Origin of the sequence: Marinobacter sp. UBA2688, from assembly GCF_002352785.1 — a bacterium.
Taxonomy (GTDB): domain Bacteria; phylum Pseudomonadota; class Gammaproteobacteria; order Pseudomonadales; family Oleiphilaceae; genus Marinobacter; species Marinobacter salarius.
On record NZ_DELU01000017.1, the window covers coordinates 1 to 21,147 of the forward strand.

Genomic DNA, 21,147 nt, shown 5'->3' on the forward strand with positions numbered 1-21,147 from the left:
TAACTCCCCCTCCTACTCGATGGTAGGGGGCTCGCCAGGCCTACCGGGTTTTTTCGGCAATCATCTCCTGGTAGCCCACCCGGAAGTCCGGATAGCGGAAATGGAAACCAGAGTCCAGCAGCCGCTGGTTGTTGCAGCGTTTGCTCCCTGCGCGACCACCCTGGCGGGCGTCGGGGCCAGGCTTGGCACAGGGTAGTTGTTCACGCACCCACGCCACCACCTCATCCAGTCGCACAGGCTCGCAATCACTGGCAAGGTAGCAGTCTTCAAGTGGTTGGCCGGCGAGTGCCCGCTCCACGATATGGCAGGTGGCCGCGGCCGCATCCGCTTCGTGGATACGATTGCTGTAGGGGCCGGGAGAGGTCGGGTTCATGTTGCCGTTCATCACGGCATCGAGGAAGCGCGCCCGCGACGGGCCGTAGATGCCACTGAAACGGATTACGGTTGCCGGACTACCGCTCTCCAGGGCGACCCTCTCACCCGCGAGTATCGCCTGGCCACTGTATCGGGTGGGGTCGGTTGGGCTGGTCTCATCCACCCAGGAATCGTCGTCCTGAGCGTAGACACTGCTGCTACCGATAAACACCAGCCGCGTGAGCTGGCGCCCGTCCAGTGCGTCGATCAGGTTCCGCAGGCCCTTTACGTAGGCATTGTGATAGCCCTCGTTGTCGTAGCTTGCTGGCGTGAGGCAATAAACCACAATGTCGAGGTTGTCCGGCAGTACTGAACGCACCTGCTCCGGCACCATGAGGTCCGCCCCCAGCGCCTGGATGCCCTCCGGGACCTTGTCCGGACTGCGCCGTAGGCCGTATACCTGCGCCGTTCCGGTAAGCTGAGAGGCAATGGCGCCACCGAGCTTGCCACAGCCCGCAACCAGTATTCTTGGCGTTTGTTGGTGCTCAGTGATTGCCATAGACAATATCAATCCTTATGCTTTGGCTAATAAATTAACGGAACGTTTGTACGATCCCTGACCTGGACGAATTCTGACCGGAGCCCGCCATGACTCTGACCGAGTTAAGATACGTTGTTACCCTTGCCCGGGAAAGGCATTTTGGCCGTGCCGCCGAGCGCTGTCATGTCAGTCAGCCGACCTTGAGTGTGGCCGTCAAGAAACTGGAGGACGAACTCGGTATACCCTTGTTTGAGCGTAGCAAAAACAGTATCCGGGTCACCGAAACGGGCAAGCGTATCATCGACCAGGCCCAACGGGTCCTGGATCAGGTGGGTGTTATCCGTGACATGGCTCAGGATGGCAAGAACCAGCTCAATGCCCCCCTTAAGGTGGGTGCCATCTACACCATCGGCCCCTACCTGTTCCCACACCTGCTGCCGGAGCTGCGCCGCGCGGCGCCTGACATGCCGCTCTACATTGAGGAAAACTACACCGCCACACTGCGGCAGAAACTGCGCCAGTCAGAACTGGACGCCATCATCATCGCACTGCCGTTTGAAGAGCCGGAGGTCGTTACCCTGCCGCTCTACGACGAGCCTTTCGTGGTGCTGCTGCCGGGAGGTCATCCACTGACCAAGCGTGACAGCCTGACCGCCGAGGAGTTGGCGAAGGAACAGTTGCTGCTGCTTGGCCCCGGCCACTGTTTCCGTGACCAGGTGCTGGAATCCTGCCCGCCGTTGGTGGATGCGGTCACCCGTAATCCGAGTGCTGCGGCGCCGTCACTGGTGACTGAAGGCAGCTCTCTGGAGACCATACGTCACATGGTCGCCTCTGGTTTGGGTATCACCGTTTTGCCTTTGTCCGCTGCAACGGCGATGCAGTATGACGAGAGCATACTTGCGGTCAGGCCTTTTGCGGCGCCAGTACCCTATCGCACGGTGGCGTTGGCCTGGCGGGTCACTTTCCCACGACCAAAGGCGATTGATGTGCTGTCGCTGGCGGCCAGCCAGTGTCGGGTAATTGAGAAAGCGAAGATTGAAACCCCGGCTGCGGCCGCAACCGCCTGAGCCAGGCCATGATGTCACTGGACGACATTGCCGTTACCACCCTGAAGGGCGTCGGTAATGCCCTGGCCGACAAGCTGTCGAAGCTGGGCATCCGTTCGCTGCAGGATTTGCTGTTCCATCTTCCCCATCGATACGAGGATCGCACACGCATTGTCTCCATGGGCAACCTGCGCATTGGCGACGTCGGGGTGGTGGAAGGCGAGGTGATGAAAACCGATCTGGTGATGGGCCGGCGCCGAAGCCTGCAGGTGACCCTGAAGGATCACAGTGGCTTCGTGGTCATGCGTTTCTTCCATTTCAATGCCGCCCAGAAGAACCAACTCACGGAAGGCGCGAGGGTGCGTTGTTTCGGCGAAGTTCGGCCGGGGCGGGCCGGTTACGAATTCTACCACCCTGAATACCAGGTCAATCCGCCGCCGATGCCCGCGCAGGGTGAGGCCACGCTAACGCCCGTTTATCCCCTGACAGAAGGCATTCAGCAGCCGCGAGTGCGCGCTCTGTGCCAGCAGGCGCTGGGCTACCTCAAACGTTACCCGATCCGTGACTGGTTGCCGGAAGAACTGCTCGCCAGTTACCAGTTGCCGGGTATCACCGAAGCGGTCGAGCTGGTGCATTCGCCGCCGGCCAATGCGCCGGTTCATCTGTTGATGGAGGGGCGGCACCCGGCCCAACAGCGACTGGTTATGGAAGAGCTGCTGGCCCACCAGCTAAGCCTTTTGCAGGTACGGCAACAGGTTCAGGCCCGGGAAGCGCTGCCGTTACTGCCAACCGGTGATCTGCCGGAACGTTTTCTTGATCTGCTTCCGTTCAGCCTTACCGGGGCACAGCGACAGGTTATGACCGAGATCCGCCAGGATCTCAGCCAGCCGGTACCCATGTTGCGGTTGGTGCAGGGAGACGTGGGGTCTGGTAAAACCGTGGTGGCGGCGCTGGCAGCACTGCAGACCATTGGTGCTGGCGCCCAGGTGGCGCTGATGGCGCCCACGGAAATACTGGCGGAACAGCACTACCAGAATTTCCGCGGCTGGCTGGAGCCGCTTGGCATCCAGTTGGCGTGGCTGTCGGGAAAGATTAAGGGCAAGGCACGAAAGGAAACTCTGGAGGCCGTTGGCAGTGGCGAAGCCACCGTGGTGATAGGTACCCATGCCCTGTTCCAGGAAGATGTTGCGTTCAGTCGCCTGGCACTGGTGATTGTGGACGAACAACACCGTTTTGGCGTGCATCAGCGGCTGGCCCTGCGGGAGAAGGGCGTCGGCGGCACCATGGCGCCACACCAGTTGATTATGACAGCGACCCCGATTCCGCGTACGCTGGCCATGAGCGCCTATGCGGACCTGGATACGTCGGTGATTGATGAGCTGCCCCCCGGCCGCAAGCCTATCGAAACCATCGCCATTCCCGACAGCCGGCGTGACGATGTGACCGATAGGGTACGAAAGGCCTGCAAGGAAGGCCGGCAGGCATACTGGGTGTGCACGCTGATTGAGGAGTCAGAAGCGCTGCAGTGCCAGGCGGCGGAAGTGACTGCGCAGGAGCTGGCGGAACGTCTGCCAGATCTGAAGGTGGGGCTTGTTCATGGTCGCCTCAAGGCGGCCGAAAAAGCAGCGGTCATGGAACAGTTCAAGAACGGCGAGCTCGACCTTCTGGTCGCGACCACCGTAATTGAAGTGGGGGTGGATGTGCCCAATGCCTCGCTGATTATCATCGAGAATCCGGAGCGCCTGGGCCTGGCGCAGTTGCACCAGTTGCGGGGCAGGGTTGGCCGGGGCGAAGAGGCCAGTTTTTGCGTGTTGATGTACCATCCACCATTATCGCTGAATGGCAAGGCGCGTTTGCAGGCCCTGCGCGACAGTCAGGACGGTTTTGTGATTGCCGAGAAAGACCTGGAAATACGCGGGCCAGGAGAAGTGTTAGGCACCCGCCAGACCGGTATGATGCAGTTCCGGCTGGCAGACTTTGAACGGGACAAGGGCTGGATCGAGCCAATCCGTGAAATGGCGCCGCCGCTGATGCAGCAGCCGGCGTTGGTGAACGGTTTGATTCGCCGTTGGTTGGGGGAACGAATTCGTTACGGCGACGTGTAACTGCGCCGCGCCGGTAGAAAAAATCGTGTGAAAACCCACCTGATGTCAAAGTTGGGTCGCTGTTTGTGCCCTATACTGAGTGAAACCAATGTGTCCAACGGGGCACCGTCTACATTTTGGGAGAAACTTATGGAGCTACCTGTCGTAGTCAGGCAGGCGTTGGGTGAGTCTGCTGCCGGCGTTTCCCTTAGGGATGTGAGCCAGGCCCGGGACGACGAACTGTTGCGAATGGTGTTGCTCACGGATGAGGAGGGGAATCTCCAGGCCATTTGCCGCGAGGGTGACCTGCTCGATATCAGTGCCCTGAACAAACAATTGGGGCGAGATCTGCGGGTGATGAAGCGACGGGAGCAGGTCCGGGTTCGTGAGCGCTCTGGCCTGACCGAGCTGCCCGCCTTACCGTCTCTGACCGGCTGGCCCACGATTGTGGACGCGCGGGTGGATGAGTTGGCGTCCGTGGCATTGGTCCTGGGCGAGCAGAATCTTTGTATGGTCATGCCCGGCGACGAGTTCCGGGGAATCACCGTCGCGGCCGACCGCCATTCGTTTTCGGTGGCGCGGGATACCATTGCCGTGAATCTCAACAGCCCGGAAAAAGACCGGGACCAGCTGCATTCCGCCATTCGACGGTTTACCTCGCTGCGCATTCAGCAGCGCCTGGAAGACACTCTTGAGTTGCCTCCTCTACCCGAGACCGCCCAGCGCATTATTCACCTGCGGGTGAACCCCAATGCTGTGATGGGGGATCTGGTGGATGTCGTGGAAAGTGACCCCAGCCTGGCGGCTCAGGTGGTCAGTTGGGCGTCCTCGTCCTTTTATGCGGCGGCGGGGCAGGTGCGTTCTGTGCACGACGCGGTCTCTCGGATTCTGGGCTTCGACCTGGTGATGAACCTAGCCATGGGCCTGTCTCTGGGGCGTGCCCTGAAGCAGCCCCAGGATCATCCGGAAGGCTATGTGGATTACTGGCAACAGGCGATATGGCAGGCTCAGTCGGCCGGTATCCTGGCCAGCATGATGCCTCGTGGCGAACGTCCTATCTTTGGTCTTGCGTACCTGGGGGGGTTGTTGCACAACTTTGGCTACCTGGTGCTGGCACAGGTGTTTCCTCCCCATTTCAAGTTGGTGTGCCGGTCGCTGGAAGCCAACCCCCATCTCGACTCCTCAATGATTGAGCATTATCTGCTGGGCGTGACCCGGGAGCAGATTGCGGCGGAACTGATGCAGAACTGGGGTATGCCCGACGAGGTCTGTCTGGCAATCCGAAACCAGAAGAATCCTGGTTACGACGGCCCTCACGCGGTATACAGCAAACTGCTCTGGCTGAGTCGGCAACTGCTGACCAAGCGCGGTGTTGCGTTGGGTGCGGGGGAAGAGGTGTCGGACGCGTTCTACGAATCGCTCGGTCTGAACAGGGAAAAGGTGGAAGCGCAGTTTGATGAACTGGTAGGAAACAAGGACAGCATTATGGCGATGGCGGGGATGATGAATCAGTAGGTCCTCTCTACCGCCAAACCTCTCTAGTTTAGCCCCGCAAAAAAGCCGGCCCGAAGGCCGGCAAGCTCACCCGCTTGTTGCAGATCAAACCAAACGTGTTCAGGAGAAAACAACGTGAGCAGTTGCAGGGTCGGTAGTGGCAACGTGCTTTTTTAAACTTAGCCAATATGGAGTGAAATAAAAGCTGGCTACGTTGGTGTTTGGTGAATGAGCCGGGCGTCATAATTTCGTGACATCTGAAGAGATTGATTTGTAAAGCTAATCAAACCTTCAGTGATGAAATTCGATTACAAACTGTTACAAAATACTGGAGCGTCAGACTCATATTGGTAAGGGTCAGGCCTGGAACGGATGGTGTCGAATGGCCGTTGCGGCGCGGCGAATGGCGTCGGCGTGCTCCTTTTCGACTGCCAGGCGCTCGCGGTCCATCTTTTCCACGAAGCGGGCATCTGTTTCCTGGCGGGCGCGATGGGTCGGCATGTGCTGGATCTGCTCATGCACTTCCTGGAACACCCGGAAAGGAGACTGGTCCAGCAACTCCGGTGCCACGTGGTCCAATAGGCCCTTGATTCGCAGACAGGCTTCGGAGTATTCAACCTGATTCTCTTCCACCGCCATGGCCAATACCCGGATACTTTCAATCATGCTGTCGCGGCGTTCCTTCTGGAAAGACTCTGCTTTCTCCTGCCGCCTCCTGCTGTCCTGCAGGGCACGGGACTGGCGGCCGATAAACGCGACAAGCAGCGCGATGGCCAGCAGGCCGGCAATAATCAGTGTCCATTGAAGCCACGGCGGCATAGAAGTCTCCCTTGAGAATGTCAGGCCTGTTTACGCTGGCGGTCCGCACGCCAGACTTTTACAGACACGGTCTGCCCATTAAGTACGGACGTGCCAACAAGCGGATCAATCTCCTGATCGCTCAACACGTCGTTTATGCTGGCGCCAGCGTGGGCAACCGCCACACTCTGCCCGGTACCCTTCCGATGGTGGCCCCAGCCATGGGGTACTGAAACCACGCCCGCCATCACATCCTCGGTGATCTCCACCGGCAATACGATCTGCCCGGAGGTGGAGCCAATCTCGGCGGAATCACCAGCCTGAAGGCCACAGCGAGCAGCATCTTTCGGATGGATCATCAGGGTACAGCGGTCTTTGCCTTTCACCAACCGCTGGCTGTTGTGCATCCAGGAATTATTGCTGCGAACGTGCCGGCGCCCGATCAGTAGCAGACCGTCGGAGGCCGGTGCCGTGAGTAAGGTATGGAGCCGCCCCAGATCCTGTAAGTAGCGGCGTGGGGCGAGGTTTACCTTGCCGTCGCGGGTAAACAACCTGCCGGGCATGCATGGGCGAAGTGGCCCGAGATCCACACCGTTGGGTAGTTCCTTAAGGGCGCTGATGGACAGCCCCTTGGGCAGGTCCTGCCAGTGGCGGTTCAGTGGGCTCATTTTTGCCAGACCCCGCAGGGGATGGCGCTCCGGAAGTATATCCATCACCAGGTCGATGGCGGGCTGGACCAGGCCGCGTGCAGGACCGATGTCGGTTCCGTAGGGCCCGGCCCGCAACATAAGATCAAGGATCGGGTCCGGCCCGATCTGTTTGAACGCACGCCAACCCATCTCGGAACGCAGGGGCAGGCGGCCACCTTTTCGCTTCTTCTCCAGACGGTGGGCCAGTTCCAGCAGTATCTGCCAGTCGTGGCGGGCGTCTTTGCCCGCATCGAACAGGGCAGGGCTGTATTTGGCGGTGTTGCGAACGGCAAACATGTTGAAGATCAGGTCGTAGTGGCTGCGTTCAAGCCCGGCGGTGGGAGGCAGTATGACGTCCGCATGACGGGTGGTTTCATTGAGGTAGTAATCCACCGACACCATGAAATCGAGGCCGCCGAAGGCCTCGTCGAGCCGTCCACCGTTGGGGCTTGAAAGCACCGGGTTGCCCGCCACCGTCACGAATGCCCGTATCTGGCCCTCGCCCGGCGTGAGAATCTCATCGGCAATGGTGCTTGAAGGGTATTCGCCGGCAAACTCAGGCAGTTTTTTCACCCGGCTGAACCGCTTGCCGAAATGGCCCTTCTGGCCGGACATGCCACCGAGTGCGATCAGATCAATCGCGGGTTGCGTGAACATCATGCCGCCAGTGCTGTCCAGCTTCCCGGTCAGGATATTGAGCACGTAGGCAAGCCAGGTCGCAACGCCGCCAAAGGCCTGGGTACTGGTGCCCATGCGAGTGTACAGCGCAGCCCTCGGTGTTGTGGCCAGTTGCCGCGCGAGGTTGCGGATATCAGCAGCCGGCATGCCCGTCTGTTCGCTGACGGCTTCGGGGGTGAAGCCCATTGCGGCCAGCCGGACCAAGTCTACGTCTTTCGTCCATTGTTCTGCATGGCCGAGGTTCACCAGGTCTTCTTCAAACAGGGTGTGCACCATGGCCATTAACAGCAGGGCATCGGTGCCAGGGCGAATGAAGTGGAACTCGTCGGCCAGTTTGCCGGTCTCTGTGCGGCGTGGGTCCACGACCACCATCCTGCCGCCACGGCCCTTGAGTGCCTTGAGTCGCCCACGGAAGTCCGGCACGGTCATCAGGCTGCCGTTGGAGGCCATCGGATTGGCGCCAATGCAGATGAACAGGTCGGTGCGGTCGATGTCCGGTATCGGGAAGAGAATCTGGTGCCCGAACATTTCCAGGCTGGCCAGCATGTGGGGCAATTGGTCGTTGGAGGTGGCGGAGAACCGGTTCTGGGTACCCAGGGCCCGGAGGAATGGCATGGTAGCCACCAGCGAGCCGTGATTGTGTACGTTGGGGTTGCCGAGGTAAGCGCCAATACTGTTGCGGCCGTGCTCTTTGCGTACCCGGTGCAGTCGGCTGGCCACCAGGTCAAAGGCTTCGTCCCACTCCATTTCCTGCCAGCCGTCGGTGGTGCGCCGTACCGGTTTGCGCAGGCGCTCCGGGTCTTCGTGGAGGTCCTGGAGGGCGACGGCCTTGGGGCAGATGTGGCCATGGCTCAGCGGATCGTCCTCGTCGCCCTTGATGGAGGCGACGTGGCCATCCCTGACCTCGATGGCCACGCCGCACATGGCTTCACACAGATGGCAGGTACGGTAGTGGGTGCCGTTTTCCATGGGGTCTCTCCAAACTGGTTGTTATTGTTCTGAGCATGGCCAAGCAGGGACGGTATTCCGAAACACGCTTTGAATACGTCCCTGTAACGCTCGGGCTCCGCCATCCATGGCTCCGCACGGTTTCGGAACACCGTCCCCGCTTGGCCCCGGACTTCGGAGTTGGTTTCAACAGGCAACCAGATTAGCAGGAAACGCAGGAGAGTGGAAAACCGGTTTATGGCCTTTCCGGCCACAAAAAAGGCCAGCCCGAGGGCTGGCCATAAGTAGCGGAGCCTGAAGTTAGTACTCTGCTGGAATTTCCTTGATGGGGTTGGACAGGAAGTTCAGGTAAACGCCGCCAGCTGGAATTTCCAGAGGAATGTTCCCCAAGCTTTCTATGTTGACTGTCAGCGGCACACGATTGGTGTTTCTTTGCTCTATTTGCATCCTGCCATCATCAAAGAAATTGATGTCGCCTTTCAGTTCAAGAGTGAACGGTTTGCTGTACAGGTCGTGTGGTCCGCCAATGGGTGGTTCCAGCAGCGGGGCGTCGAGCTGAAGGCGGGCTTCGGTTCTGAACTCGGTCTGGCCATCATCATTCTCGACAATAACGCCTTCCACCAAGCCTTGTGGATTGTCCTCGGAAGTTTCCGTGTTGTATCGCATCCGAAGGATCTGTGGGCCTGTCGGTTCTTCCAGCGTGATTAAGCCGATAATCCGCAGGTAAACCGAGGTAGAGGTTGTCGCGAGCATGGTTGGGTATAAGAGTACCCTTACACCGGTCTGCTCTCCTGAGTCCGGATCGATGTAGGGGCCGATAACCTCTGTATTCAGTCCATAGGTCTGATAGATGAATTTATTCTCTGGGCATTCATCACCGTTGGTCGGGCACCCGACTCTTGCCGGAGTGGACATTAGCAGTATTGTTGCGTTGCCTGCTGATTTCAGTTTTGCGGCATTGGCGGACGGCAGGAACTCGCTGGCATCGTTTGGATCCACTTCATGATCGAATGGCTCCAGGCAGTCCTGGGAACCCAGCGCGTCGCAGTCAACCACATAGTTCGAGTTTGTATCCCGAATCGGCAGGTTCCGTAAGGGAGTGAATACTGTATCTAGCGCTTCACCACCTCGGAAGTAAATGTCCATATTTGGCCCGCCAACATCTTCAGGGTTTACCAGGAGATCGGTTTGCAGGGCAAGGCCGTTGGCACCGCAGATGAAATCCTCGGTTCCGGTCTGGCATTGGCCTCCGGAAGTGGATTTCATGCGATAACGATACAGGCTATCGATTTCCCAGGGCTCGTCCGGGTAAAACCGAATCCGTTGATTGTTCTTCTCCAGCCGGCCGGATACCGCTTCAATTGCAGCGCCGCTCTCGTCCACTCTCTCAACCACAAACGTCTCGCCGCTGCGGATGGAGTCCAGATCCATGGACTGGGAGAACACGACCACGATGGGGCGGTCCGTAGGCATGGTAGTTACCGGCAACTCGTCCCCGCGAGGACCATTAGGTGCGTTATCCACACACTGCCCATGGCTATCTTGGCTTAGGTTGACCCCGGTGGTGACGCATGGGTAACCGGGATAGGTTGTCAGCGCCAGAGGTGACCTCTGTGGGACTGAACCGCCGCCAATGTCAGGGAGGGCGAAGCTGAGGTTCTGCGGTGTGACACCATTGCCTGCAAGGTCGGTCAACGCGTTGCCAATCTGCACGGTGTAATCAACACCATGCTCCAGGCCTCCGACCGGGTTCAGTACCAGGGCGGTTCCGTCGAGTTTGGCGTCCAGTGTGTTGTCGCCAACCGTCAGCGGTGTGCCTGCCGCGTCCAGCACAATGCCATCGGCGATGGTATCGGCGTCCAGCGGTTCGTCAAAATTCAGTACGATCGGGTCGCCAGGGCGCTGCATCTGATCACGATCACCCGGGAAGGCATCGTCCGGTCCTGGCATCCAGCTCACTAACTGTGGGCCGGTGTTGTCCGCCAGTTCTTCGTCCCGTTGTTCGGCGGCATCCAGTGCGGACTCGGAATCCGTCGCGGCTTCGATGCGAAACGCAATGGTGGCATCGGTGAATTCCTGGCCCAGCAGGTTGGGTTCCACCATGCCGATGGCGTCGATGGTCAGAACGCCGTCTTCCACGATCGCGATGCCGGTCAGCTCCACCCCAAGCAGGTCCTGGGATAACGAAGCATTGGGCTGCGCCTCTTCCGTGTTCATGGCAACATCCATGAACAGTTTGACGTGGCGCGGCGCGTTCATGTTATCCGTGTAGGGGTTTGGCATCAGGTAACCGGTGGCGTCCGACAACATGGTCACCTTGATGTCACCGGTTTTCTGGATGTTTCCGGTTGCCGGATCTATAACCGGTACCTCACCGTTGACACGGACATCCAGGCTGCTGCTGGTCAGCACGCTGCCTTTCGGAACTCGCAGTGGCAGGGGCTCATCCGCCGTAAATGCCGGTGCGTAAGCGAGCTCTGCAAACAGATCGCCGGTTTGCTGGGACGGCCCGGCATTGCCCTGCAGTACGGAGTTCAGAGTAATTCCGTTGATGATTTGCCCGTTTAGCCGAGACTTGCGGGTGTTCTCAGCACTCTCGCCGGCGTTCAGACCGGAATCCACCACTTGCTGGGACAGAACAACGGTTGGGCCGGTGTCGCGTGGGGTGATAGTTTCGCTGAAGTCGTCCAGCGTGCCGCCATGGAGACTCGGCAGGTTGCGGACTGACACGGTGTAGGTCTTGCCCGAGGTGAGTATGTCCTCCTCGCGGCCACAGCGCTCTTTCGAGTCTGCAAGGCAGGGGTCGATGGTGATGTCCCGGCCTTTCACAAGAACGGTGGCCGGCACCACGTTCGCGTTGCTGTCAGTGATTTCAATGACACCACCGAGTGCCTTCCAGTCCGGGTGTACGGTCTGGGTCATTTGCAGTCGGAACGTTGAGAAGTTCATGGGCTGGAATACATTGCCCCCGGAGGGAATCATTTCCGCAACTGTGAACTCGGGGCTCAGGTTGTCCAGCCCGGCGATGCCGCTGAATGCACCCCGTGTTGAAAACTGCACGCCCTCCGGGCCAAAAGCATTGGGGGTCGGAATCGTACGGCCGCCTTCTGCCTGCAATACCTCGGTAAACTCAATGGTGTAGTCGGCGCCCGGGCTGAGTTCGCCCTGTGGCGACAATGTCAGACTGCGCCCACCATCCACGCTTTCGGCCGTGAAGCTCAGGTCGGTGCTACCATCGGTGATGCGGATTTTGCTGGCAACATCGTTGTCAGACAGCGCATGGGAGAAGCGCAGCACCATGTCGGCCTTGGGGCTAACGTTGCTCTGGCCATCCGCCGGGTAGGAGTAAACCACTTCTCCCGGAGTTGTGGGCTCGTCGATGGTCTGATCATCACCCCCGCCGCATGCTGCCAGGAACATCGCGGGAATCAGTGCCAATGTATTGTTGTGTTTCATGGCAAACCTCTCCTCAGAACTTCAGGGTGATGGAGCCGCTGATAACGTGAACGTCACCGTCGGCGGTTGCCTGCTGTTCGTTACCGTCATAGTCGACGATGGTGAAATCCCGGTCCTGCAGCTGCTGATATTGGTAACCGATATCCAACCGTACCGGGTAGGCCAGCACACGGGTGCGTTCATAGGTTGCACTGATGCCTAGCCCGGCCACGATCTTGTCGGTGTCCAGATAGTTCAGCTCCGGGTTGCGGGTGGTTTTGAGGGGAGACTCCTCATACGCCAGCCCGCCCCGGACGGCAAAATGACGGCTGAGCTGGTATTCAGCGCCGATGCGAGGCACCAGGATGTCATCAAAACGGATGCGATTGGCTGCGCTGACATTCTCCTGATCCTTGATTGTATCGCCGGCGAACTCGTCTTCCAGCTCAGACCAGTTCTGCTGCTCAATGCTGCCGCCGATGCGCCAGCCGTCACCCTTGTACTGGGTGCCGATGGCAAAGGTTTCCGGTTGGAAGGAATCGATAGTAGCCACCGCAAGGCTCAGGCCCGGGTCGGGGATGGTCTGTGTAACGATAATGTTGGAGTCTACAGACGTCGAAGCGGATGACTTGGTGCGATAGGTGATCGCGCTTTCCCAGCCGTCGAGGAAACAGTCACTGTCCGGACAGAAAGTATCGCCCCACTTGATGGTGGTGCCAAGGATGGACTTCAGCGAGGGCTCGGCGTTAACCGCCAGTCGCTCGCGGCTGGTTTCACCGCCAAGTGTTGAAACGGCATCCAGTTGAGCGGCTGCTTCCAGAGTGACACGCACCGAAAAACCGCCTGAGATGCCCCGCCAGAGGGGGGTGGCACCACCAATGTTCAGGAACAGGGGTTCCTTGCCATATTGCAGGTACTGCCCGGTTTCGGAGGTTTCCGAGGAGAATGCCAGCATTTCCTTACCATACTTCTCAACGCCTGCGATGAAGCCCAGGTAAATCGGGTGATCGAAGCGGGTCAGGGACGCCAGGTTGGTTTTCATGCCGATCAGGACGTGCTGGCTCGGCGAATCCGAAATGATATCGCCGTCTGCATCGGAACGGCTGGAGCGCAATTCCTGCTCCGCGTGAAGGATGCCGCCGGTCAGCTCGCCACGCTCGTCACTGGTCAGATAGGACGGATTGTAATAGGTGGCTGACACATGCTCGTTGAACATCGACAGGGACTGTGCGGTAGCCACGTCCACGGGCATCACGCCATAGGTTGTACCGATATTGCCCATACTGGCAGAGGCATTCAATGAAAAACCGGCCGAGGCGGCTACAACGGCGAGTGTCATCGCACGCAGGGAAAAGCGGGAGGTTGAAACCATGAAACACACTCCATTTGTTTGTCTTTGTTATGGACCTTTGCCGTGCCCCCGGAGTCGGGTAACAGGGCTGGCAATTATTGTTGGTACATTTGTTCGAAAAGCAGTGTAGTGCTCTTGTCTTATCGGGACGTTGGCTTCTTTGACAGCTTTTGGTGTCGAAACGACCACCCTCTAGTTAAAGATGGTTTAAAAATGAAGGAAATACAGAGTCTTATCAGGCCGGAAGGTGTTTATTTCTGTAACGAAGAGTTGTGAACTGTTGCAGGTTTTCTGCGGGCATAAAAAAGGCTCCCTTCCGGGAGCCTTTGAATACTGCGCTAATGTGTATTGAAACTCGACGTTTCAGTTCGCGCGGCGTTTTCGACCAACCAGTGTCAGGCCGATGATGCCAATGCCCAGCAGCGCCAGTGAGCCAGGTTCGGGCACGGTAACAGAGCCCTTGCCGTAAAGGCTCACGTGAGACAGGCCATTACCCTTGCCGAAGTACGCCCAGTCTCCAGAGGAGACGAGGGAGTTAAGTTCATAAACGAACCAGTTGTCAGCCTTGTTTCCGCCACCAAATTTGAAGCCGATTGCAATAGTGCTGTATGAGTCCCAAAGGCTGCTATCGAATTCCCAGGTGCCGGTGCTGTCGGTCTGTCCGTACTCCAGATTGTAAAGTGCTGTGGGGTTCCCTGCGTTTTCAGATTTCTCCACAAACTGATAACCCGTTCCTGCGGCGTTGTTAAGAAAAATGTCATTGGCAGGGTTGCCGGTAAAGCTCGGGTTGTTCTTGCCGGACGCCAGGCATGCTGTGGCCTGCGAATCGTCCATCTGCATATAGTTATAGGCATCATCACATTTGATGGGTGCCGCGACAGCATAACCTGACATCAGTAATGCGGATGTCAGCGTTCCAGCCACCAGTGGCCAAAACTTAGTTCTCGTGTTCATTTTTGCTACTCCCGGTGATATTCCTTACTACGGGAGAATCACAGCATTAAAGGTGCCACAGTCCAAAATCATCGTTGTTACCGATACATAGGCAAAGCGCAGTTTCCGACTCGGTTTGATAGTGTAAGAAAAGCTGACATTCCCGGAGTCACGATGCCAGTGTCAACTGGTCAGCACCGATAGCACCTTCTGCGCATGCTCCGCCATTTCACTGCCCAGACTTGTCAGGTAACCGCCATCCTTCTGAGTGATCAGCCCCTTCTGGTGTAGGCGTTCAGCCGCGGTCACCATCTCCGGTGCAGCTGAATGCTGGTGAACCTTGATGCCCTCCTGCGCGGAAGACAGATCGAACATCGCCAGCAGGTTGAGTTCATCAATGTGGTCGGAAGAGAAAGGCATGGTGCGTTCCTTGTGTTATTTTTAATGGTCTTAGTGTAGTTGTATACGAAGCCACGGTATTCGGCAAAACTGATTTCCGGATAAACCACCCCACCTGGATGGAGACAGGGATGTACACCCTTCATATTGCGAACAAGAACTACTCGTCATGGTCGTTACGCCCTTGGGTCCTGATGAAGGAGCTGGGCATTGAGTTTAATGAGCAGCTCATTGTGTTTGGTGATGAGCCCACCTGGCAGGCTTACAGGCGCCTGAGCCCCAGCGGCAAGGTACCCTGCCTCACGGATGAAAGCACAACCGTATGGGACTCGCTGGCCATCATTGAGTATCTGGCCGAGCGTCACGAGGGCGTCTGGCCCAAAAACGTAAAGGCCCGCGCCTGGGCTCGCTGTGCTGCTGCTGAAATGCATTCCGGGTTCCAGTCGCTACGGGATATCTGCAGCATGAACGTGGGCCTGCGTATCCGCATGAACACGGTCAGTGAGGGCCTGCAAAAGGATGTCGACCGCATCGACAGCCTGTGGTCCCATGGCCTGCAGCAGTTCGGTGGCCCGTTCCTCGCCGGTGACCGCTTTAGCGCTGTGGATGCCTTCTTTGCCCCTGTCGTCTATCGGGTACGCACCTACGGGCTGGACCTGAGCGAAGGCGCCGCTGCCTACGTTGAGAGGGTTCTGGCGTTAGGCAGTATGCAGCAGTGGGAAGCCGAATCCCTCGCGGAACCGTGGCGAGACACCGAACACGAGGACATCGCGTTCACCGTCGGCACCTTGCTCGCGGACCACAGACAATAGCCACTTTCTTTAACAGACAGAGGACTCACCAGGCATGATCAGTTGGGAAGACTTTGAGAACGTAGAGCTGCGCATCGGCACCATCATCGAGGTAAACGAATTTCCGGAAGCCCGCAGGCCGGCGTACAAGTTGAAAGTCGATTTCGGCCCGGAAGTGGGCATCCGAAAATCCAGTGCGCAGATTACCGACCTGTACGATCCTGAGACGTTATTGGGTAAACAGGTGCTCGCCGTGACAAACTTCCCGCCAAAACAGATTGGCAAATTTATGTCCGAGTGCCTGGTGACTGGGATCAAGAATGATGAGGGGGCGATAACCCTGGTAAGCACGGATCACAAGGTGAGTAATGGGCAGAGGCTTATCTGAAGGTAAAACTGGGGGAATGGTGGGCCCACCTGGACTCGAACCAGGGACCAAAGGATTATGAGTCCTCTGCTCTAACCAACTGAGCTATAGGCCCTTTTTCAGCGGATGCTGCTTAAAGGTTTGCTTTTTGGGGTGTCGCTTCCGGGCGGGAGCAACAAAGCGGGCGCCATTATACCGGTGAGGGATGGCGCCCGCTACTGTTGTGGTGTTATCCGTTGCCCTGATCGTCAATGAAGCCGCGCAGGTGATCGGAGCGGGAAGGATGGCGCAGTTTGCGCAGGGCCTTGGCTTCGATCTGGCGGATTCGCTCGCGGGTTACGTCAAACTGCTTGCCCACTTCTTCCAGGGTGTGGTCGGTGTTCATTTCGATACCGAAGCGCATGCGCAGCACCTTGGACTCGCGCGCGGTCAGGCCGGAGAGCACGGAGCGGGTAGCTTCGCGCAGGCCTTCAGCGGTAGCGGAGTCAACAGGTGACAGGGCCTGGATATCTTCAATGAAGTCGCCCAGGTGGCTGTCTTCGTCATCACCGATCGGGGTTTCCATGGAGATCGGTTCCTTGGCGATCTTCAGTACCTTGCGGATCTTGTCCTCGGGCATTTCCATGCGCTCGCCCAGCTCTTCCGGCGTGGGCTCGCGGCCCATCTCCTGCAGCATCTGACGGGAGATGCGGTTGAGCTTGTTGATGGTTTCGATCATGTGCACCGGAATGCGGATGGTGCGTGCCTGGTCCGCGATGGAGCGGGTGATGGCCTGACGAATCCACCAGGTGGCGTAGGTGGAGAACTTGTAGCCACGGCGATACTCGAATTTGTCGACCGCCTTCATCAGGCCGATGTTGCCTTCCTGAATCAGATCGAGGAACTGCAGGCCGCGGTTGGTGTACTTCTTGGCAATGGAGATAACCAGACGCAGGTTGGCTTCCACCATTTCCTTCTTGGCACGGCGGGCCTTGGCTTCGCCGATGGAAACGCGGCGGTTGATTTCCTTGATGTCGGAAACGTCCAGGTCCACTTCGGTCTGGATATTGGCAATGCGCTTCTGCAGGCGGACAATTTCGTCGATGCGCTCAGCAATCAGCGGTGCATAGGGCTTTTTGCCCTTGGACATCTTCTCGGCCCAGTCCAGGCTGGTTTCGTTACCGGGGAACGACTTGATGAAATCCTTACGCGGCATCTTGCACTCGCGTACGCAGATTTTCATGATCGCCCGCTCGTTCTCCCGCACCAGATCGTTGGTGGAGCGAACGACGTTCACCAGTTCGTCAAACGCCTTGTTGCCCAGCTTGAACGGGGCAAATACCTGGCCCAGTTCGTTCAGGGCTTCCTGGGTTTTCTTGTGGCCGCGGCCGTGTTTGGCCAGGCTTGCGTCGGCGGCATCGAGCTTTTCTTTCAGCAGCTCAAAACGTAGACGGGTTTCTTCCGGATCCGGACCGCTTTCGGTTTCTTCTTCGCTGTCGTCATCGTCATTATCGTCGTCGGATGAATCGTCCGAGGTGCTGGACGTGTCCGGGGTAGTGTCTTCCTCCATGAACGGCTCGGCGCCGTCGGGGTCGAGGAAGCCGGAGACGATGTCGCTGAGGCGGCCTTCGTTCTCGATGATGCGGTCGTAGGCCTGGATAACGGTACCGGTGATGCCGGGAAAGTGGGCCACGGCGGCCATGACATCGCGGATACCTTCCTCGATGCGCTTGGCAATGACAATTTCGCCTTCGCGGGTCAGCAGCTCCACGGTGCCCATTTCGCGCATGTACATGCGGACCGGGTCCGTGGTGCGGCCAGCGTCGGATTCCACGGCTGCGAGTGCCGCAGCGGCTTCAGCGGCCGCTGCTTCGTCAGCGGTGGAGTCGCCGTCGGTCATCAGCAGCGTGTCTGCGTCCGGTGCCACTTCAGACACCTGGATGCCCATGTCGTTGATCATGCGAATGATGTCTTCGACCTGGTCCGGGTCAGCAATGTCTTCCGGGAGGTGGTCGTTTACCTCGGCGTAAGTCAGGTAACCTTGTTCCTTGCCTCGTGCAATGAGGTCTTTAAGACGTGATTTCTGCGAATTGCCTGACATAGACACCCTGTGAACTCGCTGGTAAAAGGAAAAAAGTGAAACAGCCATTATAGCTGTCGCGCGGTTGCTCTGCCACCGGATGGTTAGATGGTGATCAATACTGCAAGTTTCAAGTGCAGTGCCGTTTCCGGCGGCAGTTATTGCGTTTTTTGGCCCGCCGGCTCTGTTTCCTGGCGCTGGTCAGTCGTCATTCTGTCCGGTCAGTGCCTTCAGCTCCAGCCGCTCTTCAGCGCTAAGGTCTGCCAGGCTACGCTTTTCCGATAGCAGAGACGCCAACCGCTGCTTGCGCGCCACTTCCCGGTTCGGGTTAAGCATTTCCCTGGCGCCAGCCAGGGTCTGTTCCCGTGCGGGGATGTGTTCAATGCCATCGAACAGGCTGTAAAACTGTTCTCTGGCGCGGTTATCCGTTGCCAGTTCGCGGACCAGGGAGCGCCGGTCTTTGATGGCGTGCTCCAGGATCCAGCCGGCGAACTGGCCTGCCTGCCGGTATTGGCGGCTGCTGCGGCAAAGTTCAGCAATTTCGCTGGCCATGTCCGGCGCTTCAAGCAGGGCCAGACAAAGCTGGGTATCCTTGCTGAGTTTTACGTCAATCCGTTGTTCCTGCACCCGGCGTTCGCCGTATCCGCCCTTGCCGTTTGGCTGGCGGCGGTTCTGCCAGTCGCCCCGGTTGTTGCCGCACAGCCGCAGCATTTCATGCCACATGGCATCCCTGAGGGTGCTCCTGGGCATTTTCTTCAGCAGCGGTTCTACCCGTGCCTTCAGCTCACCCCGGTCTTCCGGCAGCGTCAGGTCCAGCCCTTCGCTTTGCCGGTTGAACAGGTAGCGAGACAGGGGCGTGGCGCCGTTGATGCGTTCCTGGAACGCGTCGGGGCCCTCCTTGCGCACCAGTGTGTCCGGGTCTTCACCGTCCGGCATCATCAGGAACTGCAGATGAAGGCCGTCGGTCAGCAATTCCAGAGCATTCTCCAGGGCCTTGTCGGCCGCCCGGTAACCGGCCTGGTCGCCGTCAAAACAGAACACCAGATGCCGTACCTGCTTCAGCAGTGCCGACAGGCTGTCCTGGTTCGTGGCTGTGCCCAGCGTGGCCACGGCAAAGTGGATGCCGTTCTGCGCGAGCGCAATGACATCCATGTAGCCTTCCACCACCAGCAGCCTGTCGAGTTGGCGGATCGACTGTTTGGCTTCATAAAGGCCGTAGATTTCGCGGCTTTTATGGAACACATCAGACTCCGGAGAGTTGATGTACTTGGCCTTGTCATCACCCAGTGTGCGCCCGCCGAACGCAATGGTCCGACCGCGACTGTTGCGGATCGGAAACATCACCCGGTTGCGGAACAGATCCCGTGGCCGGCCATACTTGTCGGAGACCGTGCCGGTTTCAACCAATGGCCCCTGCAGGTCCTTGCTGGCGCTATCGAACAGGGCGGTGCCGGTGCCAGGGGCGTAGCCCAGCTGGTACTGTTCAATAATGCTGTCGTCCAGGCCTCTCTGTTTGAGGTAGTCCCGGGCGAATTCACCTTGTTGGCCCTTCAGGGCGGACTGATAGAAGCGGCTGGCGTAATCCAGGGCGTCCGTCAGTGTTCGCGCCTGCTGCATTTCCTGGCGCGCGCTCTGGTCGTAGGGCACTTCCATGCCGGCTCGGCGGGCCAGTTCCTCTACCGCGTCGGTAAAGCCCAGGCCATCGAACTCGCGGACAAAGCTGATGGCATCGCCGTGGGCGCCACAGCCAAAACAGTGGTAAAAGCCCTTGTCCGGCCGAACGTTGAAAGACGGCGTTTTCTCATCATGGAAGGGGCAGCGGGCCTTGTAGTTGCCGCCGGCCTTTTTCAGGGTGATACGTGATCCGATCAGCTCCGCCAGGTCTATCCGGTCGAGCAGGTCTTCAACAAAGCGTTGCGGGATCAGTCCACTCATGATGTCTCCGGTCGCGCGGAAAGTGCCGGGCCTGGAAGTACAGCCAAAAATGCCGCCGAAGCCAGGCCTCGGCGGCATTTTGGTATCGCTCTGTGCAACCTGCGGCTATACAGGCGATTATAGGCTTGCAGTCAAGCGGCGTCCGGTAAAGCTTAGTACAGACGCTCGAACTTGCGCTGTTCCCGCTGAAGCTTCTTGAGATGACGCTTGACGGCTGCGGCTGCCTTGCGCTTGCGCACGGCTGTCGGCTTCTCGTAGTGCTCACGGCGACGTACTTCCGACAGAACGCCTGCTTTCTCGCAGGAGCGCTTGAAGCGACGAAGGGCTACGTCAAACGGTTCATTCTCTTTCACTTTAACAGCTGGCATTCGAAAATCACCTACCTGATTGATTCGGTTTCTGTTTTGTCTGATCGACCGGTCTGTCAGATCGACTCGATACCTGGTCAGATTGGCTAAAACTCGACCAGTGCGTATTTAAGGCCGGCAATGATAGCGCCTGCCCATGGCCGAGGTCAATGTTTGTTCGATGAAACTGACGGAGGGTTTCGGGTTTCTGCTAAAATGCTCCGCTGATGTTCACCAGTCCGGAGTTGTGGCCCTTATTTATGCTGATTCTCGGTATTGAAACCTCCTGTGATGAAACCGGCGTTGCCCTCTATGACAGCGAACGCGGGCTGCTGGCGCATGCGTTGTTCAGCCAGATTGATATGCACGCGGATTACGGCGGTGTGGTGCCGGAGCTGGCCTCCCGCGACCATGTCCGCAAACTGCTGCCGCTGTGTGATCAGGTGCTTGCCGATGCCGGCAGGGTTCGCGCTGATATCGAAGGCATTGCCTACACCGCCGGTCCCGGTCTGGTGGGAGCGCTGATGGTAGGTGGTTCTGTGGCCCATGCCCTGGGATTTGCTCTGGGTGTGCCGGTGCTGGGTGTCCATCACATGGAGGGTCATCTGTTGGCGCCAATGCTGGAAGACAATCCCCCGGCGTTTCCTTTTGTTGCCCTGCTGGTTTCCGGCGGCCATACCCAGTTAGTGCTGGTTAAGGGCATTGGCGAGTATGAAATGCTGGGTGAGTCTGTGGACGATGCCGCCGGCGAGGCCTTCGATAAAACCGCCAAGATGCTGGGGCTGGATTATCCCGGCGGGCCCAGGGTGGCGGCGCTGGCTGAAAAGGGCACGTCTGGCCGGTATCGGTTCCCGCGCCCGATGACAGACCGGCCGGGGCTGGATTTCAGTTTTAGTGG

At 58.4% G+C, this 21,147-nt stretch carries 16 protein-coding genes and 1 tRNA gene; 6 read left to right on the top strand and 11 right to left on the bottom strand.

Translation table 11 applies throughout. The annotated features are described in order from the left end of the window. Positions 1-40: 40 nt before the first annotated feature. Entirely contained in the window at positions 41-913 is an 873-nt protein-coding gene (locus tag B3M52_RS08785; RefSeq protein WP_075195722.1) for an NAD-dependent epimerase/dehydratase family protein, read from the bottom strand. 89 nt (positions 914-1,002) lie between these two features. Here B3M52_RS08785 and B3M52_RS08790 point away from each other — a divergent pair, with 89 nt between their 5' ends. The 3 genes from B3M52_RS08790 to B3M52_RS08800 all read left to right on the top strand — a co-directional run bounded on the left by B3M52_RS08790 (position 1,003) and on the right by B3M52_RS08800 (position 5,540). Continuing rightward, positions 1,003-1,962 (top strand): hydrogen peroxide-inducible genes activator, encoded by a 960-nt coding sequence (locus B3M52_RS08790; RefSeq protein ID WP_041332640.1) that lies wholly within the window; start codon positions 1,003-1,005, stop codon positions 1,960-1,962. 8 nt (positions 1,963-1,970) lie between these two features. After that, positions 1,971-4,046: an ATP-dependent DNA helicase RecG gene (gene recG, locus B3M52_RS08795; RefSeq protein ID WP_075195721.1), complete on the top strand. Its 2,076-nt coding sequence runs from the start codon at positions 1,971-1,973 to the stop codon at positions 4,044-4,046. A gap of 129 nt (positions 4,047-4,175) precedes the next feature. Further along, a complete protein-coding gene (locus tag B3M52_RS08800) occupies positions 4,176-5,540 on the top strand; it encodes an HDOD domain-containing protein (protein ID WP_036203187.1) in 1,365 nt (454 codons plus the stop codon). A 336-nt stretch (positions 5,541-5,876) separates the two neighbouring features. On the opposite strand, the gene B3M52_RS08805 is transcribed toward B3M52_RS08800, so the two are convergent. From B3M52_RS08805 to B3M52_RS08830, 6 genes are all read right to left on the bottom strand, one after another. Then, a complete protein-coding gene (locus tag B3M52_RS08805) occupies positions 5,877-6,338 on the bottom strand; it encodes a DUF2489 domain-containing protein (protein WP_036203189.1) in 462 nt (153 codons plus the stop codon). Positions 6,339-6,358: 20 nt separating this feature from the next. Then, positions 6,359-8,653, bottom strand: a complete 2,295-nt coding sequence (locus tag B3M52_RS08810; RefSeq protein WP_075195720.1) for a molybdopterin-dependent oxidoreductase — start codon at positions 8,651-8,653, stop codon at positions 6,359-6,361. 279 nt (positions 8,654-8,932) lie between these two features. Then, positions 8,933-12,088, bottom strand: coding sequence for an Ig-like domain-containing protein (locus B3M52_RS08815; protein WP_075195719.1), 3,156 nt, complete (start codon positions 12,086-12,088; stop codon positions 8,933-8,935). 13 nt (positions 12,089-12,101) lie between these two features. Beyond that, a complete protein-coding gene (aupA, locus tag B3M52_RS08820) occupies positions 12,102-13,439 on the bottom strand; it encodes an alkane uptake protein AupA (protein WP_075195718.1) in 1,338 nt (445 codons plus the stop codon). A 342-nt stretch (positions 13,440-13,781) separates the two neighbouring features. Further along, positions 13,782-14,372: a PEP-CTERM sorting domain-containing protein gene (locus B3M52_RS08825; RefSeq protein ID WP_036203196.1), complete on the bottom strand. Its 591-nt coding sequence runs from the start codon at positions 14,370-14,372 to the stop codon at positions 13,782-13,784. Between the two features lie 162 nt (positions 14,373-14,534). Continuing rightward, positions 14,535-14,771, bottom strand: coding sequence for a TIGR02647 family protein (locus B3M52_RS08830; RefSeq protein ID WP_036203201.1), 237 nt, complete (start codon positions 14,769-14,771; stop codon positions 14,535-14,537). A 110-nt stretch (positions 14,772-14,881) separates the two neighbouring features. Here B3M52_RS08830 and B3M52_RS08835 point away from each other — a divergent pair, with 110 nt between their 5' ends. Together B3M52_RS08835 and B3M52_RS08840 are read left to right on the top strand one after the other, a co-directional pair. After that, on the top strand, positions 14,882-15,562 hold the full coding sequence (locus B3M52_RS08835) for a glutathione S-transferase family protein (protein ID WP_075195717.1): 681 nt from the start codon (positions 14,882-14,884) through the stop codon (positions 15,560-15,562). Positions 15,563-15,596: 34 nt separating this feature from the next. Continuing rightward, a complete protein-coding gene (locus B3M52_RS08840) occupies positions 15,597-15,929 on the top strand; it encodes a tRNA-binding protein (RefSeq protein ID WP_036203207.1) in 333 nt (110 codons plus the stop codon). A gap of 17 nt (positions 15,930-15,946) precedes the next feature. Here the strand turns inward: B3M52_RS08840 and B3M52_RS08845 are convergent. The 4 genes from B3M52_RS08845 to rpsU form a co-directional block, all read right to left on the bottom strand. Then, positions 15,947-16,023: transfer RNA gene (locus B3M52_RS08845), tRNA-Ile, on the bottom strand. Between the two features lie 114 nt (positions 16,024-16,137). Then, positions 16,138-17,988 carry an RNA polymerase sigma factor RpoD gene (gene rpoD, locus B3M52_RS08850; RefSeq protein WP_075195716.1) on the bottom strand — a complete coding sequence of 617 codons (1,851 nt, stop codon included), beginning with the start codon at positions 17,986-17,988 and terminating at the stop codon, positions 16,138-16,140. Between the two features lie 180 nt (positions 17,989-18,168). Continuing rightward, positions 18,169-19,902 (bottom strand): DNA primase, encoded by a 1,734-nt coding sequence (dnaG, locus tag B3M52_RS08855; RefSeq protein WP_075195715.1) that lies wholly within the window; start codon positions 19,900-19,902, stop codon positions 18,169-18,171. A gap of 152 nt (positions 19,903-20,054) precedes the next feature. Beyond that, positions 20,055-20,270 (bottom strand): 30S ribosomal protein S21, encoded by a 216-nt coding sequence (rpsU, locus tag B3M52_RS08860; RefSeq protein WP_007153483.1) that lies wholly within the window; start codon positions 20,268-20,270, stop codon positions 20,055-20,057. Positions 20,271-20,509: 239 nt separating this feature from the next. On the opposite strand from rpsU, the gene tsaD reads away from it, so the two are divergent. Then, on the top strand, positions 20,510-21,147 hold a 638-nt coding region (tsaD, locus tag B3M52_RS08865), incomplete at its 3' end, for a tRNA (adenosine(37)-N6)-threonylcarbamoyltransferase complex transferase subunit TsaD (RefSeq protein WP_286749418.1).

Excerpts from the sequence above, each read along its gene's own strand:
- B3M52_RS08815 (WP_075195719.1), bottom strand. The coding sequence starts at position 12,088 with ATGAAACACAACAATACATTGGCACTGATTCCCGCGATGTTCCTGGCA.
- B3M52_RS08805 (WP_036203189.1), bottom strand. The coding sequence starts at position 6,338 with ATGCCGCCGTGGCTTCAATGGACACTGATTATTGCCGGCCTGCTGGCC.
- recG (WP_075195721.1), top strand. The coding sequence starts at position 1,971 with ATGATGTCACTGGACGACATTGCCGTTACCACCCTGAAGGGCGTCGGT.
- B3M52_RS08830 (WP_036203201.1), bottom strand. The coding sequence starts at position 14,771 with ATGCCTTTCTCTTCCGACCACATTGATGAACTCAACCTGCTGGCGATG.
- B3M52_RS08835 (WP_075195717.1), top strand. The coding sequence starts at position 14,882 with ATGTACACCCTTCATATTGCGAACAAGAACTACTCGTCATGGTCGTTA.
- B3M52_RS08840 (WP_036203207.1), top strand. The coding sequence starts at position 15,597 with ATGATCAGTTGGGAAGACTTTGAGAACGTAGAGCTGCGCATCGGCACC.
- rpoD (WP_075195716.1), bottom strand. The coding sequence starts at position 17,988 with ATGTCAGGCAATTCGCAGAAATCACGTCTTAAAGACCTCATTGCACGA.
- B3M52_RS08810 (WP_075195720.1), bottom strand. The coding sequence starts at position 8,653 with ATGGAAAACGGCACCCACTACCGTACCTGCCATCTGTGTGAAGCCATG.
- B3M52_RS08825 (WP_036203196.1), bottom strand. The coding sequence starts at position 14,372 with ATGAACACGAGAACTAAGTTTTGGCCACTGGTGGCTGGAACGCTGACA.
- rpsU (WP_007153483.1), bottom strand. The coding sequence starts at position 20,270 with ATGCCAGCTGTTAAAGTGAAAGAGAATGAACCGTTTGACGTAGCCCTT.
- B3M52_RS08785 (WP_075195722.1), bottom strand. The coding sequence starts at position 913 with ATGGCAATCACTGAGCACCAACAAACGCCAAGAATACTGGTTGCGGGC.
- B3M52_RS08800 (WP_036203187.1), top strand. The coding sequence starts at position 4,176 with ATGGAGCTACCTGTCGTAGTCAGGCAGGCGTTGGGTGAGTCTGCTGCC.
- dnaG (WP_075195715.1), bottom strand. The coding sequence starts at position 19,902 with ATGAGTGGACTGATCCCGCAACGCTTTGTTGAAGACCTGCTCGACCGG.
- B3M52_RS08790 (WP_041332640.1), top strand. The coding sequence starts at position 1,003 with ATGACTCTGACCGAGTTAAGATACGTTGTTACCCTTGCCCGGGAAAGG.
- aupA (WP_075195718.1), bottom strand. The coding sequence starts at position 13,439 with ATGGTTTCAACCTCCCGCTTTTCCCTGCGTGCGATGACACTCGCCGTT.